15 protein-coding genes are annotated in these 17,869 nt (G+C 44.6%); 8 read left to right on the plus strand and 7 right to left on the minus strand.

All coding sequences use genetic code 11. The features are described 5' to 3' along the window. Positions 1-157: 157 nt before the first annotated feature. The 4 genes from rplT to thrS all read right to left on the minus strand — a co-directional run bounded on the left by rplT (position 158) and on the right by thrS (position 3,351). A complete protein-coding gene (rplT, locus tag J4N43_RS09090) occupies positions 158-511 on the minus strand; it encodes a 50S ribosomal protein L20 (protein WP_004727974.1) in 354 nt (117 codons plus the stop codon). 40 nt (positions 512-551) lie between these two features. Then, the gene (gene rpmI / locus J4N43_RS09095) at positions 552-746 is read right to left on the minus strand and encodes a 50S ribosomal protein L35 (RefSeq protein WP_005377932.1); all 195 of its coding nucleotides are present in this window, start codon (positions 744-746) and stop codon (positions 552-554) included. Positions 747-867: 121 nt separating this feature from the next. Next, positions 868-1,419: a translation initiation factor IF-3 gene (gene infC / locus J4N43_RS09100; RefSeq protein ID WP_080276913.1), complete on the minus strand. Its 552-nt coding sequence runs from the start codon at positions 1,417-1,419 to the stop codon at positions 868-870. 3 nt (positions 1,420-1,422) lie between these two features. Then, positions 1,423-3,351: a threonine--tRNA ligase gene (gene thrS / locus J4N43_RS09105; protein ID WP_005395892.1), complete on the minus strand. Its 1,929-nt coding sequence runs from the start codon at positions 3,349-3,351 to the stop codon at positions 1,423-1,425. A gap of 403 nt (positions 3,352-3,754) precedes the next feature. Here thrS and J4N43_RS09110 point away from each other — a divergent pair, with 403 nt between their 5' ends. Further along, a complete protein-coding gene (locus J4N43_RS09110; RefSeq protein ID WP_158159628.1) occupies positions 3,755-4,732 on the plus strand; it encodes a DUF3187 family protein in 978 nt (325 codons plus the stop codon). Positions 4,733-4,738: 6 nt separating this feature from the next. On the opposite strand, the gene J4N43_RS09115 is transcribed toward J4N43_RS09110, so the two are convergent. Beyond that, the gene (locus J4N43_RS09115) at positions 4,739-5,482 is read right to left on the minus strand and encodes a sporulation protein (protein ID WP_158159627.1); all 744 of its coding nucleotides are present in this window, start codon (positions 5,480-5,482) and stop codon (positions 4,739-4,741) included. Positions 5,483-5,730: 248 nt separating this feature from the next. On the opposite strand from J4N43_RS09115, the gene hutC reads away from it, so the two are divergent. The 6 genes from hutC (at position 5,731) to J4N43_RS09145 (ending at position 13,209) form a co-directional block, all read left to right on the plus strand. Next, positions 5,731-6,438 carry a histidine utilization transcriptional repressor HutC gene (gene hutC / locus J4N43_RS09120; protein ID WP_005385493.1) on the plus strand — a complete coding sequence of 236 codons (708 nt, stop codon included), beginning with the start codon at positions 5,731-5,733 and terminating at the stop codon, positions 6,436-6,438. A gap of 129 nt (positions 6,439-6,567) precedes the next feature. Beyond that, entirely contained in the window at positions 6,568-7,818 is a 1,251-nt protein-coding gene (hutI, locus tag J4N43_RS09125; RefSeq protein ID WP_158159626.1) for an imidazolonepropionase, read from the plus strand. 1 nt (position 7,819) lies between these two features. Continuing rightward, entirely contained in the window at positions 7,820-8,830 is a 1,011-nt protein-coding gene (gene hutG / locus J4N43_RS09130) for a formimidoylglutamase (RefSeq protein ID WP_005377946.1), read from the plus strand. Between the two features lie 73 nt (positions 8,831-8,903). Next, positions 8,904-10,601, plus strand: coding sequence for a urocanate hydratase (gene hutU / locus J4N43_RS09135; protein WP_054578031.1), 1,698 nt, complete (start codon positions 8,904-8,906; stop codon positions 10,599-10,601). Positions 10,602-10,612: 11 nt separating this feature from the next. Continuing rightward, complete coding sequence (hutH, locus tag J4N43_RS09140) at positions 10,613-12,148, plus strand: histidine ammonia-lyase (protein ID WP_017821814.1); 1,536 nt, start codon at positions 10,613-10,615, stop codon at positions 12,146-12,148. A 335-nt stretch (positions 12,149-12,483) separates the two neighbouring features. Further along, on the plus strand, positions 12,484-13,209 hold the full coding sequence (locus tag J4N43_RS09145; protein WP_017821813.1) for a DUF3581 domain-containing protein: 726 nt from the start codon (positions 12,484-12,486) through the stop codon (positions 13,207-13,209). A gap of 110 nt (positions 13,210-13,319) precedes the next feature. Here the strand turns inward: J4N43_RS09145 and J4N43_RS09150 are convergent, their stop codons facing one another. Both J4N43_RS09150 and ydiJ read right to left on the minus strand, forming a co-directional pair. Further along, positions 13,320-13,781, minus strand: a complete 462-nt coding sequence (locus J4N43_RS09150; RefSeq protein ID WP_033905135.1) for a methyltransferase family protein — start codon at positions 13,779-13,781, stop codon at positions 13,320-13,322. A gap of 73 nt (positions 13,782-13,854) precedes the next feature. After that, positions 13,855-16,890: a D-2-hydroxyglutarate dehydrogenase YdiJ gene (gene ydiJ, locus J4N43_RS09155; protein ID WP_053350427.1), complete on the minus strand. Its 3,036-nt coding sequence runs from the start codon at positions 16,888-16,890 to the stop codon at positions 13,855-13,857. A 260-nt stretch (positions 16,891-17,150) separates the two neighbouring features. Between ydiJ and J4N43_RS09160 the strand changes: the two genes are divergently transcribed. Then, on the plus strand, positions 17,151-17,831 hold the full coding sequence (locus tag J4N43_RS09160) for a DUF3334 family protein (protein ID WP_005388843.1): 681 nt from the start codon (positions 17,151-17,153) through the stop codon (positions 17,829-17,831). Positions 17,832-17,869: the final 38 nt, after the last annotated feature.

Raw genomic sequence — 17,869 nt, forward strand, 5'->3', positions numbered from 1 at the left:
CCAAGCTACCTTATAACTAACATAAGATGCTAACCAATAAATTGAGAAGACTGATAAACAATACTCTAAATAGCCAAGCTAAAAGTCATTTGGGTATAAATTTTAGCAATAAAAAAGGAGAGCTAATGCTCTCCTTCTCTTAATCCTAAACTGCTAATTAAAGAGCAGCTTTCGCTTTTTCAACTAGAACTGCAAATGCAGCTTTGTCGAATACTGCGATGTCCGCAAGGATCTTACGGTCGATCTCGATAGATGCTTTCTTAAGACCGTTGATGAAACGGCTGTAAGATAGACCATTTTGACGAGATGCCGCATTGATACGTGCAATCCATAGTTGACGGAATTGACGTTTCTTAGCGCGACGGTCACGGTAAGCGTATTGACCAGCTTTAGTAACTGCTTGGAAAGCTACGCGGTAAACGCGTGAACGCGCACCGTAGTAACCTTTAGCTTGTTTTAGAACTTTCTTATGACGTGCACGAGCTTGTACACCACGTTTTACGCGAGGCATTATGCTTCTCCTAAACTAAACGATTGATAACTAAAAAGAATTAAGCGTATGGCAACATACGGATTACTGCAGCCACTTCACATTTTGGAAGGATTGCATTCGGACGTAGTTGACGCTTGTTCTTAGTAGTACGCTTAGTCAGGATGTGACGTTTTGTAGCGTGCTTGTACTTAATACCACCAGCAGTTTTCTTAAAACGCTTAGCAGCACCTTTGTTGGTTTTCATCTTAGGCATGATGAATAACTCCGCATTGAGTAGGTTTAATAAACAACGTAATTAGGGCGAACAAAACCTAGCCGTTATGCCTTTATCGAAAGGAAAGCGGCTAGGTTTTAATTACTTGATGAGCCGTTAATTACTTCTTTTTAGGGGCTAGCACCATGATCATCTGGCGACCTTCAATCTTCTTAGGGAAAGATTCAACTACAGCAATTTCTGCAGTATCTTCCTTAAGACGATTTAGAACGTCAACACCGATGTCTTGGTGTGCCATCTCTCGGCCACGGAAGCGAATTGTTACTTTCACTTTGTTGCCTTCTTCAAGGAAACGCGTCAGGTTGCGTAGTTTTACCTGATAGTCTCCAATATCAGTTCCAGGACGGAATTTTACTTCCTTGATCTGGACCTGCTTTTGCTTCTTCTTCTGCTCTTTAGCAGTTTTGCTCTTCTCGAAGAGGAACTTACCATAGTCCATCACACGACAAACAGGTGGCTCGGCGTTAGGACTGATCTCAACGAGATCCATACCAGCTTCTTCAGCAGCTGCAATGGCTTCTTGAATCGATACAACACCAACTGATTCACCGTCAGCGCCTGTTAGTCGAACTTCACGAATACCACGAATTTCACCGTTGATACGGTGCGGGTTTTGTTTTACCGGCTGTTGGCCACGTCTTCCGCCTTTAATAGCTTATTCCTCCAGATTGAGCTTACGGCTAGAGATCTCGTCTTGGATGTATGCAATAAAATCATCCACTTTAAATTTACCAAGATCTTTACCTTTACGAGTACGCACTGCAATTTCGCCAGCTTCCATTTCTTGGTCACCAACAACAAGCATATACGGTACACGCTTCAAAGTATGTTCGCGGATTTTAAAGCCAATCTTCTCATTTCTCAAGTCCGCTTTAGCTCTAATTCCACTTTTTTGTAGTTTTTGTACTATTTCTTGAACATAACCTGACTGTTTATCAGTAATGTTCATAAGAACTGCTTGTTCTGGCGCCAACCAAGTTGGGAAGAAACCAGCATATTCTTCGATAAGGATACCGATGAAGCGCTCTAGTGAACCTAGAATCGCACGGTGAATCATTACCGGTACAAGACGTTCATTGTTTTCACCTACATAAGTTGCACCTAAGCGACCTGGTAGGTTGAAGTCTAGCTGGACAGTACCACACTGCCACGCACGGTCTAGACAATCGTATAGTGTGAATTCAATCTTAGGACCGTAGAACGCACCCTCGCCTTCTTGAATTTCGTATGGAATATCCATCGATTCAAGAGACTGCTTCAATGCTTCTTCAGATTGATCCCAGATTTCATCTGAACCTACACGTTTCTCTGGACGAGTAGACAGTTTCACTACGATGTTGTCGAAACCAAATGTTTGGTACGTATCGTACACCATCTTGATACAGTTTGTTACTTCTTCTTGAATTTGGCTCTCAGTACAGAAAATGTGAGCGTCATCCTGAGTAAAGCCACGTACACGCATAATACCGTGTAGTGCACCAGATGGTTCGTTACGGTGACATGAGCCAAACTCAGCCATACGTAGCGGTAAGTCGCGGTACGATTTTAGACCTTGGTTGAAGATCTGTACGTGACCTGGACAGTTCATTGGCTTAATCGCGTATTCACGGTTCTCAGAAGAAGTTGTGAACATTGCATCAGCGTATTTGTCCCAGTGCCCAGAGCGTTCCCAAAGAACACGGTCCATCATAAGTGGACCTTTCACTTCTTGGTAACCGTACTCATCTAGCTTAGCGCGGATGAATACTTCTAGATCACGGAAGATAGACCAACCATTGTGATGCCAGAACACCATACCCGGTGCTTCTTGCTGCATGTGGAATAGGTCGAGTTGCTTACCAATCTTACGGTGATCACGCTTCGCCGCTTCTTCTAGGCGAGTTAGGTGCGCTTTCAGTGCTTTCTTGTCGTGGAAAGCCGTACCGTAGATACGTTGAAGCATTTTGTTGTCGCTGTTACCACGCCAGTAAGCACCTGCAACATTCAGCAAAGTGAAGTGTTGACAGAAGCTCATGTTAGGAACGTGAGGACCACGACACATGTCGATGTATTCTTCATGGTGGTAAAGGCCTGGACGATCATCACGAGATACGTTTTCGTCTAGGATTTCCACTTTGTATGGTTCGCCACGTGATTCAAACGTATCACGCGCTTCCTGCCAGCTTACTTTTTTCTTAACCACTTCGTACTTGGTTTTCGCTAGCTCTTTCATACGCTTTTCAATCTTTTCAAGATCTTCTTGCGTTAGAGATTCGTCTAAGTCGATATCGTAGTAGAAGCCATTGTCGATGGTTGGACCGATCGCCATTTTAGCTTGAGGGTAAAGCTGCTTAAGAGCGTGACCAAGAAGGTGAGCACAAGAGTGACGAACGATTTCTAGACCGTCTACTTCATCTTTAACTGTGATGATTTCAAGGCTTGCGTCTTCTTCAATTAGATCACACGCATCAACGCGGTTACCGTTTACACGACCAGCGATAGTTGCTTTTGCAAGACCAGGACCGATCGATTGCGCAACTTCCATAGTAGAAACTGGGTTGTCAAATTGACGCTGACTGCCGTCAGGAAGAGTAATAATAGGCATGCTATGTCCTTTACAGTGGTGTTGCACACCAAGCAACACATGTTATTCAAATTAGAAGCTATTTGTTGAAAATAGTTGAGAGTCAATAAAGGCCTCTCGGTAACACGAATACCGGACCGTTATCGAAAATGGGATTGTACCTAGCTCACATTTAGAATGCAAAGCGCGATTTTGTTTTGTCATAAGAACTTAACCGCAGACCCGTCACGACAATCTGATCATGCTTTTTTAAGAGACCGCATAGCTGATGAATGGAATTGCCCCTCAATGAACTTACACAACAAATTACAATATCCCCTATTACGTGTGAACCGATACAAAGCCTAACACGCTGGGCGAGAGCTCAACGTGCGATTTAGGTATATAGTTGTTTTATAGAGTAGTTTGTATGTAGGTATTCATCATGGTCTATTTCAAATCGCGCTTTATGGTGCTTCTAAGCACCTCGATATGTTCTTTGCAAGCCTTCGCATCAAATGACTTATATGGCCCGCTGCGTTCTTACGCACAATCCCCAATGCAAGTGGTTAGTCACACCAGCATACTGCGTTCAGGACATAGTCTGCCCTATGGTTTTGTCGAAGCCTATGGTTCAGGAACCGTGGCAAGTGTTTGGGCTCATACTGATGAATACGCACTGGATTATTACCACAATCAAATCGAATTAGGCAGCAAATGGCAAGTCAGCAACCGTTGGCAGTGGGAGCTCAACTATCGATGGGTCTTTGCCGCTGACAACCATTTAGATGGACTGACGAAAAGCTTCCATAAACTTTTCGGTATCGGACAAAATGGGCGGGATAAAGTAGACAGAGATCGTTTTTACATTTCAATGCCGCAATATGATGTGCTTGAAGATAATTTCGAAGGACAAACACTGGCCAATAACCTATCTACTTACTTACAGTATCAAGTGTTCCAAAATGAACATCACGGCCTATCGATTGGCGGCAGTTTGTATTTTAACGATGTGGCTCACGGCACTTTTCAAGGTAGCAGTTTCGAGCAAGGCTTCCAATTAAACTACAGCTACTTAAGTGATGCTCATGCATTTTATTCGATGATTGGCATGACTTTTCGCTCGGATGACCGTGCCTTGCTCGATCTGCCCTATCGACATAATACGATTGCCATTGCGGGTGGGTACCGTTATGCCTTAGAAGATAACCATCACCTGATGTTGGAATATCATTGGTATCAAGGCTCAACAGAAGGGCCCACAGAGTTTGCTGATGCCTCTAATGAACTGGTATTGGGCTATCGATATCTAATGGAAAATTCAGCGCTTGAGTTTTTAGCCGTAGAGAACGCAAGAAACATGGATAACAGTACCGATATCGCTTTCACAATAGGATATCGGTACATATTTTCATCAAGGTGATGAGAGCTATAGATTTAGCGTTGGTGCAACTGCGGCTGCGACTTGAGCATCAGTTGCATTGATCGGCAACGTAAACGAGCGATATTGGTCACCAGCCAAGCTGAGCGAACGGTCAATCTCTGCCAAACAATGCATGACCTGCCCTTCCAGAATAAAAGAGAGCTCAATTTCTTTTGATGAGATAAAGCCGCTGTTACGGAACTCTAGCTCTTGATAAATACCAGAGCGAGAGGCAAACGAGCCACCGCGCAAAAAGCCTTTTTCAACATCGGCTTTAACCATAGTGAAGCCAGCTTGCTCGATCGCTTGAATAACCCGAGATGCTACTGGTAGTGGTTTCACTTCAATATAGTCACGATCACGCGGATCAATTGCAAAATCAATATCTAACGTCGTCTCAACCCAAACATGACATTGATTCTTAAGTGCGCTAACCGCAGTAATTGGCGTTTCATCATGCAATTTTAGCTCAAACGGAACCTGCTTTTCTTCATTAGGTTGAATCACAAAAGGGTCAACTGCTTTCAATTGATCAATAGTGAACGTTTGGTAACTTACGCTATCATCCACTTCGACTTTCATTTCCGTGTTCAATTTAATCGTAATAGCATCAATTTGTTGTTCGACGTCTCCGCCTTTGATATGAACATGCCCTTTCAGCGTCGCTCCTTGAAACACGCTCATTTCGTCCAAAGTGGTATCTACTTTTGCAGAGCCGATCCCCAGTGATGCTTTCAATTTTTTAAACATACTTTTCCTTTTTTAGCGATTTTTCTTCTAATAATCGTTTGTTTACACAATTGTTTTCTGCTGTGCAAGCAATAGACCACAAGAAAATGTTTGAATTCAATCATCAATCCAAATAATGCTCAGCAGCAAGAGTCATTCAGCTCTGCAATAGGATTGCTCGGTCACTAAGCGGTACATTCGTCGAGAAATGTTTGCAATTTGTACCTAAATTAAGCAGTATTTGTATAGTCAAATAAAGGAAAATGATTATGTCTGCACCACTCTACATTCAAATTAAACAATTTATCCTGGATAAAATTGATGCCGGAGAGTGGGTAGTTGGTCATCGCATCGCCACCGAGATTGAGCTTACCGAGCAATTTGGTGTCAGTAGAATGACAGTGAACAAAGCAATTCGGGATTTAGTAAATGAGGGCCGATTACAACGTCGCCCACGCTTAGGCACGTTCGTGTGTGATCCTGGTGAAAAGTCAGAATCTCCCCTGCTAGACATTCGAAACATTGCCGAAGAAGTCAGCGATAGAGGGCGAAAGTATGGCAGTAAAGTGCTCAAACAGATTGCTATAAAAGCAGATGACAACATTGCGACAAAACTCGGCGTTATGTTAGGCACGACAGTGTTTTACAGTGAAATTATTCACTATGAAGACCAAACGCCGATTCAATTGGAGCTCCGCTGGGTGAATAGCCAATATGCGCCGAGTTATTTAAATCAAGACTTCACACAAATCACTCCAAATCAATACCTGTCAGATAATTGCCCACTCAGCGCGATAGAACATACTGTAGAGGCAATTGTGCCTGAAAGCCGTATTAAGCAAGACTTAAAAATGCAAGCCAATGAACCTTGCCTTCTCTTGAATCGCAGAACGTGGAGCCAAGATAAGTTAGTCAGTACCGCCCTACTTTATCACCCTGGTAACAAATATAAGCTGAGCTCAAAAGTGCTCATTTAAGGACAAGATTTATCCTCTAGATCTACGTTTTGATCACATTTTAGCAACATCAATCTTGTCAGTGTTCTTATTTTGCTCTATTTATTTGTATATACATTTAATGATACAAATAAACACAGGGACACAAACATGGATTTGCTGATTGAAAACGCACGTCTAGTTACCATGCAATCGGGAGAATGCGGATACCTTCCAACGCCTCCAGCGCGCATTGGTATTCAATCTGGAAAAATCGTTGCGATCAGTACCTGTGCCATTGGTGAAGACGCACCGCAAACCGAGTCTCTGTTGTCTGCCCAACATTACCCTCAGAGTATCGATCTTCAAGGCCAGTTAGTTCTGCCAGGTTTGATCGACTGCCACACTCATCTTATTTACGCGGGCAATCGTGCCAACGAATTTGAAATGCGCTTAAACGGCGTGCCATATCAAGAAATTTCCAAACAAGGCGGCGGGATTCTCTCAACGGTACATGCGACACGCTCTGCAACCGAAGCACAACTAGTTGAGTTAGCGTTACCACGTTTAGATGGGTTACTCGCGAGTGGCGTCACTTCTGTCGAGGTGAAATCTGGCTATGGATTGACACTGAATGATGAAATAAAAATGCTCCGTGCCGCCAAAATGCTAGAGCAAGAGCGCAAAGTTAAAATCACGACTACACTTCTCGCCGCTCACGCTATTCCGCCAGAGTTTCAAGGTCGTGCAGATGATTATATTGAGCACATTTGTCAGGACATAATCCCTGTTGTCGCAAAGGAAGAATTAGCTACGAGTGTCGATATTTTTTGTGAATCGATTGGTTTCAATCTTGAACAAACAGAAAAAGTGTTTGTAGCTGCAAAACGCCACGGCTTAAAGGTTAAAGGGCATACTGAGCAACTTTCTAATCTCGGTGGTACAGCCCTCACTGCGCAATACAACGGTCTGTCAGCGGATCACATCGAGTTTTTAGATGAGCAAGGTGTTAAAGCACTTGCTCGATCAAACACCGTCGCCACTCTATTGCCTGGCGCTTTTTATTTTCTAAGAGAAACTCAGTTACCACCGATTGAGTTGTTGAGAGAGCATAACGTGCCGATGGCAATTGCTACGGACGTCAACCCAGGTACATCACCATTTTCTGATCTCACACTCATGCTGAATATGGCGTGCACGCTATTTCGCCTTACACCGCAAGAAGCACTGCGTGGTGTAACGCAACATGCAGCCAAAGCTCTGGGTTATCAAAACTCACGTGGCGAAATCAAAGTAGGGTTTGATGCGGACTTCTCTATATGGGATATCGAAAGCCCTGCGGATTTAAGCTATCAAGTCGGAGCAAAACGTCTGGTAGGTCGTATAGTAAATGGTGAATACATTTCACACGGAGGCCAATAATATGTCTCAATTCGACCTACACTCTCCCCTATTTCATTGGCAAGGCCGTCATGATGCCGAGGACGGCAAGCTTGGTCAGCGAATTCATCACGTTGTTCAACGCCAAAAAGCAGATGAGTTGAGTGCCGTTGCGCATGGCGTCTCATTACTCGGTTTTGCTACCGACGCTGGCGTTGCGAGAAACAAAGGACGCATTGGCGCGAAAAAAGCGCCAGACTTAATCCGACGAGCACTCGCTAATTTAGCATGGCACCAAGACGCCCCACTATATGACTTAGGTACTGTGGTGTGTGAAGACGACTTACTGGAAGAGAGCCAAGCTCTATGTGCAGCAACCATTTCAAGCGCACTGCCCCATACGCCAGTCATCGTGCTGGGTGGTGGGCATGAGATTGCGTGGGCCTCCTTTTCCGGCTTAGCGGGGTATTTTAAAGAGCACTATCCAGAGAAGAAACCTAAAATCGGCATTATCAATTTCGATGCGCATTTCGATTTGCGCGCATTTGAGAGTAACCTCGCCGACATAAGACCAAGCTCTGGTACACCCTTCAACCAAATTCATCATTTTTGTCAACGTAACGATTGGGACTTTCATTACGCTTGTATTGGTGTAAGCCGTAGTAGCAACACTAAAGCGCTATTTGAAAAAGCAGATGCGTTAAATGTTTGGTATGTAGAGGACAATCAGCTCTGCTACTTAAACCACAGTTATCACTTAACTCAGCTTCAGCATTTTATTGACGACTGTGACTACCTCTATTTGACCATTGATCTAGATGTATTTCCTGCCGCAACCGCACCTGGAGTCAGCGCACCAGCAGCTCGGGGAGTGAGTTACGACACTATTGCACCCTTTTTAGAGCGAATTCTTCATTACAAAAATAAGCTAATGCTGGCTGATATCGCCGAATACAACCCAAATTATGACGTCGATAGTCAAACTGCACGATTAGCTGCCCGTTTGTGTTGGGATATCGCCAACGCGATGGCGGAAAAACAGCACAAACCATAATGCATCCCAGATGCCACTGATTATTACGACCAAGCAAGTACTTGGTCATCACGAGAAACTAAAGGAGTCTGAAATGACACAGCGCCAGGGACAAGATCCACGACTTGATACAAGCAGAACAATTCGTGCACCTCACGGAGATAAACTGCGCGCAAAATCTTGGCTAACCGAAGCCCCTCTTCGTATGCTGATGAACAACCTTGATCCTGATGTTGCAGAACATCCACATTCACTGGTTGTATATGGCGGCATTGGCCGAGCAGCGCGAAACTGGGAATGTTACGACAAGATTGTTGAAGTACTTGAAAGACTCGAAGATGACCAAACGCTTTTAGTTCAATCAGGCAAGCCTGTTGGTGTTTTCCCTACTCATAAAAATGCCCCACGCGTGCTTATCGCAAACTCAAACCTTGTTCCGCATTGGGCAAACTGGGAACACTTCAACGAGCTCGATAAACAAGGCTTGATGATGTACGGCCAAATGACCGCTGGCAGCTGGATATACATTGGCTCGCAAGGTATCGTACAAGGCACATACGAAACGTTCGTATCTGTTGCAAAAAAACACTTTGACGGTGAAGCAAAGGGCCGTTGGATTCTAACAGGTGGTCTTGGTGGCATGGGTGGTGCTCAACCTCTCGCTGGTACAATGGCGGGCTTCTCCATGATTGCAGTAGAGTGTGATGAATCACGTATCGATTACCGCCTACGTACAGGCTATGTCGATAAGAAAGCGACTTCTTTAGATGAAGCGCTAGCTATCATTAAAGAGTCAGACACACCAGTATCGGTTGGTCTACTAGGTAATGCAGCAGACGTTTTCTCTGAGCTGGTAGAACGTAATATCACGCCTGATGTCGTAACAGACCAAACGTCTGCACACGACCCGCTCAATGGCTATTTACCACAAGGCTGGAGCATGTCTCACGCAGCAGAAATGCGTTTGCAAGATGAAGCAATGGTCGTAAAAGCAGCGAAAAAATCCATGGCTGTGCAAGTTCAAGCGATGTTAGAGCTGCAAAATCGCGGCGCCGCAACACTCGACTACGGTAACAACATCCGCCAGATGGCCTTGGAAGAAGGCGTAGAAAACGCATTCGATTTTCCTGGCTTCGTTCCAGCCTACATTCGTCCTCTATTCTGTGAAGGTATCGGTCCTTTCCGTTGGGCTGCTCTCTCTGGCGATCCTGAGGACATTTATAAAACCGACCAAAAAGTAAAAGAGCTAATTCCAGATAATCCGCACTTACATAACTGGCTAGATATGGCTCGCGAACGCATCCAGTTCCAAGGTTTACCTGCGCGTATTTGCTGGGTTGGTCTTAAAGATCGTGAGCGTCTTGGTCAAGCATTCAACGAAATGGTGAAAAATGGCGAACTTAAAGCGCCCGTTGTCATTGGTCGAGATCACTTAGATTCTGGCTCTGTAGCAAGCCCGAACCGTGAAACCGAAGGTATGATGGACGGTTCTGACGCCGTATCAGACTGGCCATTATTAAACGCGCTACTCAACACGGCGGGCGGCGCAACTTGGGTTTCACTACACCACGGTGGTGGCGTAGGTATGGGCTTCTCGCAACACTCAGGTATGGTTATCTGCTGTGACGGCAGTGAAGATGCCTCACAACGTATTGCCCGCGTGCTGCATAACGACCCAGCAACAGGCGTGATGCGTCATGCTGATGCGGGATACGATATCGCTAAACAATGTGCAGCAGAGCAAGGGCTAGATTTGCCAATGCTCAACGAAGAACTGAAGAAGCTCAAGTAAGGATGAAAGAGATGTTAAATTTAACGCTAAAGCCAGGTCATATTAGCTTAAACGAACTACGCCAAGTGAGCCGTTCACCAGTCAACCTTACTTTGGATCCTGAAGCCATTCCGGCCATTGAAGAAAGCACACAGGTCGTAGACCGAGTCATCGCGGAAGATAGAACGGTTTACGGAATTAACACTGGTTTTGGGCTATTGGCTAACACACGAATAGCACCAGAAGATTTAGAAACACTGCAACGCAGTATCGTTCTTTCTCATGCGGCAGGTATCGGTGAGTTTATGTCAGATGAAACGGTTCGTCTGATGATGGTATTAAAAATCAATAGTCTGTCTCGTGGCTTTTCTGGGATTCGCCTAAAAGTCATTAATATGCTGACCGACCTAGTCAACGCACAAGTTTACCCTTGCGTACCTAAAAAGGGCTCTGTTGGCGCATCAGGTGACTTAGCTCCTCTAGCCCATATGAGCACTGTATTACTGGGAGAAGGACAAGCTCGCCACAACGGTAAAATCATTTCCGGGCAAGAAGCATTAAAAATCGCAGGTCTAGAGCCTATCACTCTGGCGCCAAAAGAAGGCTTAGCGCTACTAAATGGGACTCAGGCATCCACAGCGTTCGCATTGGAAGGCCTGTTTATCGCGGAAGACCTTTTCGCGTCAGCAACCGTTTGTGGTGCAATGTCTGTTGAAGCCGCTCTCGGCAGCCGACGTCCATTCGATCCGCGCATTCACCGTGTACGTGGTCATCGCAGCCAGATGGACGCAGCACTCGCATACCGTCATTTGTTAGACACATCGAGTGAAATAGGTGATTCGCACACTAACTGTGAAAAAGTACAAGACCCGTATTCTTTGCGCTGTCAGCCTCAAGTGATGGGCGCGTGTTTACAGCAAATCCGCAATGCGGCGGAAGTATTACAAGTAGAAGCGAACTCCGTATCAGATAATCCATTGGTGTTTGCTGAAGATGGTGACATCATCTCTGGCGGTAACTTCCACGCTGAGCCTGTTGCAATGGCAGCCGACAACCTAGCACTTGCGATTGCCGAGATCGGCAGCTTGTCTGAACGTCGTATGGCATTACTTATCGATAGCGCGCTATCAAAACTGCCACCGTTCTTAGTCGACAATGGTGGTGTGAACTCTGGTTTCATGATTGCTCAGGTTACCTCTGCTGCGTTAGCAAGTGAAAACAAAACACTCGCTCACCCAGCGTCAGTAGACAGCTTGCCAACATCTGCAAACCAAGAAGATCACGTGTCAATGGCAACATTCGCGGCTCGCAGATTGAAAGAAATGGGCGAAAACACTCGCGGTATTCTGGCGGTAGAATACCTCTCAGCAGCACAAGGCCTAGACTTTAGAGCGCCAAACAAGTCCTCTGAGCGTATTGAGATTGCGAAACAAATGTTGCGTGAAAAAGTATCGTTCTACGATAAAGATCGCTACTTTGCGCCGGACATTGAACAGGCCAATACTCTGCTTAAGCTGGCTATCCACAACACGCTTATGCCAGAGAGCTTGTTACCAAGTGTTCAATAATCAAGCATAACTGGCATTTCATCGAATAAACAGGTGATGACTTGAAGGCTCTACGTTCAGCGTGGAGCCTTTTTACATACGATTAAACATATTAATGGCACTATTTATGAACACCAGTCTACTTTGATGGCTATACTTTACAAGATAGGCGAGCCAAAAGGTCGTTGTTTATTGTTTTCACAAATAAAAGCGTTGCTAAAGTATGCGTTTTTAACGGTTTATCCGCCGAAATAGTGTCTTATTGTTAGGATACGGTTAAGTTTTCACTGGATGGACCATTGCTACGCAGATATTCGCATATAATCCCACACAGTTTTGGTTACTACGTAAAAATTATGTTTCTAACACCTTATTTTTCAAACACTAATCACCAGTTTCAGTTCACTCGCGAACAAGCAAGCCACTTTGCAAAACGTGTCGCAGGTGACTACAACCCAATTCATGATGAAGACAACAAACGCTTTTGTGTCCCTGGGGATTTACTTTTCGCTGTGCTTCTTAGTAAAGAAGGCGTTAGCCAAAAGATGCGTTTTAACTTCTCTGGCATGGTAAACGATGGTGTAGCACTTCATATTGAAAATAAGTGTGACAAAGAAAGCGCTGTTGTTGACGAGGCAGGTAAAGAATACTTACACATGTCCCGTGAAGGTGAAACTAACCACGATCCGGCATTTATTGAGCATGTAGTGACAAATTACGTGCAATTTTCTGGTATGAACTTCCCTCACATCATGGTTCCTCTTATGGAAGAGAAGCAAATGATGATTAACTGCCAGCGTCCATTAGTTATTTATGAAAGCATGGAAGTCGAATTTTCACGCTTAGACCTTACGCATCCAGAGGTTGATTTCACTGGCGCAACATTCGACGTAGAAGGAAAACGAGGTGTAGTCACCTTAAACTTTGCGTTCAAAGAAGACGGTGAAGTCGTTGGTAAAGGTATTAAGCGCATGGTTGCAAGTGGCTTGAAGCCATATGACCAAGAAGCGGTTGACGACCTTGTACGCCGCTTTAATGAACGTAAGGATGCATTCCTAGCAAAGTTCGTTAAGGCAGCCTAGTCGACTGCCCTATCAGAAGCGCACAAAAAACGTGTTTACTAAAAGAAAGCCCAACGTCGACCGTTGGGCTTTCTTTTTATGTCTCATCCAAACAAAACTAAACGCAATGCTTAGAGCCAACGACGAACATGGTTTTTATAATCCACATACTCTTCACCAAACAATCGCTCTAAAACGCGTTCCTCAGGCTTGATTTGAAACCGATTCATATAACTGACAAATATCACGCCACAAAGCACCACACTCAAGTGCTGCCACCACAAACCAGTTGCTATGATTAGGAGCAGTAATGCCGTGTACATAGGGTTGCGTGAAAAGGCAAACACACCAGTTCTTACAACAGAAGATGCCGCTTCAGGTTTTACTGGGTTCACTGTGGTTTTTACTTTGCGAAATTCATACACACCAGCAATGCCCATGTAACCAGACAACAAAGTTAATACACCTACTACAAATTCAACAAAGGGTACTCGAATGTTCATGCTCGGCGTCAAAACTTTAAGTCCGTACATCAAAAGTATGACTAACAAAAACACCGCAACAGGTGGGACTTTGAGTTCAAGTTTTCTCAAGATTCATATCCTTTGAAAGGGTCTAAGTACGGTTTCTAAAAAGCCCAGTAAAACTGGGCTTGATTTAGTCCGATTACAACAAAGTTAACAATGCCTGAACGGGATGCTTGGGCTTCGTTCCTTCAAAGCGTTTAACTTGGCTGCGGCAAGAATAGCCTGTAATCAAACATCTCTCGTTATCTAACTTATCTAAGCTCGGCTTCCAGCTTAAATTGTAAATGTCTTTCGACATCGACAACTTATCAACCTCATGACCAAACGTACCCGCCATACCACAACAACCAACCGGTACCGTATTCAAAACTGCACCAAAGTGAGCAAAAATAGCGCCCCACTCTTTTTCCGCATTTGGCATTTTGGTTTTCTCAGTACAGTGAGCAAACAGATACCAAGGTTCCTGCGCCTTATGCTCTCCGCTTTCAAACGCTTCTAGTCTTGGGTAAAGCCATTCGTGGGCTGTTAGTACATCGAAATTACCTCGCTTACTGCCAAGCACTTCAGCGTATTCATCTCGATAACACAGCACCAAAGCAGGATCGACGCCAACTAATGGGATATCCAAATCCGCTACCATCGCCAAGAACTTCGCTGTGTCGGCTGCTGTGTCCTTAAACTGACGTAAAAACCCTTTAATGTGTTGTGCTTTACCATTCGGCTTAAACGGCAGAAGCACCGGATTCATACCCAGCTTTTTCAATAACTTAACGAAGTCTTCAACGACATCAGCGTCGTAGTAACTAGTGAATGGGTCTTGAACAATTAAAACATGCTTGCTCTTTTCAGACGAAGACAAACCACTGAGCGCTTGCAGATCATAAGGCGTTGTCAGCGACTCTACTCGTTGTTTCAAGGTGGGTACTGATAACAACGGCGCATCGACATACCCGACCGTAGATGCCGTTAAACTTTTCACCCACGACTGCTTCAAAACACCATTTACGACACCTGGCGCTTTTGCCATCATCGGCAGCATAGTTTCAATGTTCGCAACCAGATAGTCTTTTGCAGGACGTTGATAACGAGAGTGATAGATGTTTAAAAAGCGTGAGCGAAAGCTCGGAACATCGACTTTAATCGGACACTGACTCGCACACGCTTTACACGCCAAACAACCATTCATCGCTTCATACACTTCGTGAGAGAAGTCATACTCGTGACGACGATTGATAGAATGACGTACGCGGTCAATCATGGTTTTGATTGATGTTTTGTTTTCTAGTGTTTGCTTTTCTAAGTCAAGAATATCAATGCCTTGCTCAGTAAGCTGACGCAACCACTCACGAACCAAACCTGCACGACCTTTTGGTGAATGACGACGATCGGCTGTTACTTTCATCGATGGACACATTGGCGAGCTGGTATCATAGTTAAAACACAAACCGTTACCGTTACATTCCATCGCTTGTTTAAAGCTGTCACGTACTTGAACGTCAATCTGACGGTCATAGTAACCACGTTTGGTATCGGTAACTTTGACAAGCTCTGCATCACTATCCAGCGGTGTACAGATTTTGCCCGGGTTCATTTTGTTGTGTGGATCGAATGCCGCTTTCACACGTCTCAGTTCAGTAAACAACTCGTCGCCGAAAAACTCAGGGCCATATTCTGAACGGAAACCTTTGCCGTGTTCACCCCACATCAAACCGCCGTATTTCGCCACCAGCTTGACCACTTCATCAGACACTTCGTGCATCAATGCTTCTTGGTGCGGGTCACACAAATCCAACGCAGGACGTACGTGAAGCACCCCAGCATCGACGTGACCAAACATGCCGTAATTCAGAGACTTGCTGTCTAACAGTTCTCGAAACTCTACAATAAAGTCCGCCAGGTTTTCTGGTGGCACACAGGTATCTTCAGCGAATGCGACCGGTTTAGCACGACCTTTTGCTGCGCCTAACAAACCCACCGCTTTTTTACGCATGTTGTAAATACGCCCAATGCTCGCTACATCGTTACAAACTTGGTAGCCGATAATGCCCGCTTCTTCTGTTTCCAACATGGTATCGAGCTTGGCGGTCAACGCTGCAACCTGAGCAGCAACTTCCTCTTCGTCCTGACCTGCGTATTCCACCATGTTGATGCCAAGCATCTCTTTATTTGGAACATCGGTAAGTAAATCGCTCACGGTGTGCCAAACGATATCTTGCTTCGCGAGATTAAGCACTTTTGAGTCAACGGTTTCTACAGACAGCGCTTTCGCCTCTACCATAAACGGTGCATTACGCAGTGCAGAATCAAAGCTGTTGTATTTAACGTTAACCAAAGTACGTGCTTTCGGAATTGGCGTCAGGTTCAGCTTTGCTTCGGTAATAAATGCCAATGAACCTTCCGCGCCGCACAGTACTCGTGTGATATCGAAACGGTTACCGTCTTCATTCAAGGCATTTTTTAAATCGTAGCCCGTTAAAAATCGGTTAAGAGGAGGAAACTTATCTACGATCTGCTGGCGTTTTTCACGACATACGGATTCCGTTACACGTAGCGCCTTGGCAGCAAACTCGCCTTCTTTTGGGTAACCATGAGACAAGTCCGACTCTAAAATTGAACCATCAGCAAACACCGCTTGTAGCGACAAAACATGATCGGATGTTTTTCCGTATTTCAGAGAACCTTGACCAGAAGCATCGGTGTTGACCATGCCGCCAATCGTTGCACGGTTACTGGTAGATAAGTCTGGAGAGAAGAAGTAGCCATAAGGGCGAACAGCGTCATTTAACTGGTCTTTCACTACACCAGTTTGTACACGAACCCAGCCTTCTTTCTCATTAATCTCAAGCACTTTGTTCATGTGACGAGACATATCCACCACAATACCTTTGGTTAGCGACTGACCATTGGTCCCTGTGCCGCCACCACGAGGTGAAAAGGTAATTCGTTCGTACTTTTCTTTATTGCTCAGTTTCCCGAGGAGAGAAACATCTTCTGTCGTTTTGGGATGAACGACAGACTGAGGAAGTTGCTGGTAAACACTGTTGTCAGTGGCAACCGCTAGTCGGCTTGAATATTGGCTTTCGATATCACCAGTGAATCCGGCGTGCTCAAGCTCTTTCAGAAAACTAAGAACAAGAGGATCGACATCAGTTTGCGAGTGTAATCTTGGTAACATTTGCTTCCTGCCCCTACGACGCTGATCCGATCAGCTGCGGGTTGTGTAATTATTTGCTCACTTCTCATACAAATTGGCGCTAAGCGAAAAAACACCACAAAAGAGTTAGTGAAGTAATATTCTTTGAATTTCGTCACTTTACAACATTTAAAAAGACGAGCAAATCAGAATCTCGATACAATAATTAAACTTATGCTTTATTTTTTCACGCTTGATGCCTACATTGGGGAACGAATCGCGTTTCTAGATGAGTTTTCAGAATGAAAAAAAATAAAATTGTGACCACTGAAGATATCCTTCTCAAACTTTGCCAGTCTGTTTCTGGCGTACTTACTTCGGCGACATCTTCTCAAGTAAATTATTCAGCAATGGTGCAAAAAATCCACAAGACTAGCCTCAAACCAGATTTTGGCTGTTTTGTTCTGTTTGATGGCGGATTTACCGGGCTAGTTGTGATTAATTTTACGGCAAAAGCCGCACTGGAGATCTACACCAACTACATGCGTAATATGGGCATGCCAGAAGAAGAACTGGCAATATCTCATACTTCTGACGAGGTAGGCGATGTTCTGGGTGAACTCATGAATCAACTGGTCGGAGACTTCACTAATAAAATTCGTAAAGACCTGCAAACGAACATCACACAAAACCAACCAAAAATGCTGGCGCTGAATAAGCAAGTTATCTTACAAGTTGATACCAACCTTGACCGCCCTCAAGCGCGCAGAGTGACGTTCTCCACCGAAAACAACAATATTTTCTATCTCGAACTAGCAATGGATAAAACTGAGTTCATCCAACTGGAAGAGTTTGAAGTTGCTGAAGACGAAAACCCAGACGACATTTTAGAGGCCACACGTAAACAGTTGGCTGAGAAAGAATCTAAATCGTCGGGATCAAACGATGATGCCGATGACTTGCTCAACCAGCTCGGGTTGTAATTCTAACGAATCTTAATGAAGAATGGCTTCTTAGACAC

The organism is Vibrio sp. SCSIO 43009, assembly GCF_023716525.1.
Taxonomy (GTDB): Bacteria; Pseudomonadota; Gammaproteobacteria; order Enterobacterales; family Vibrionaceae; genus Vibrio; species Vibrio alginolyticus.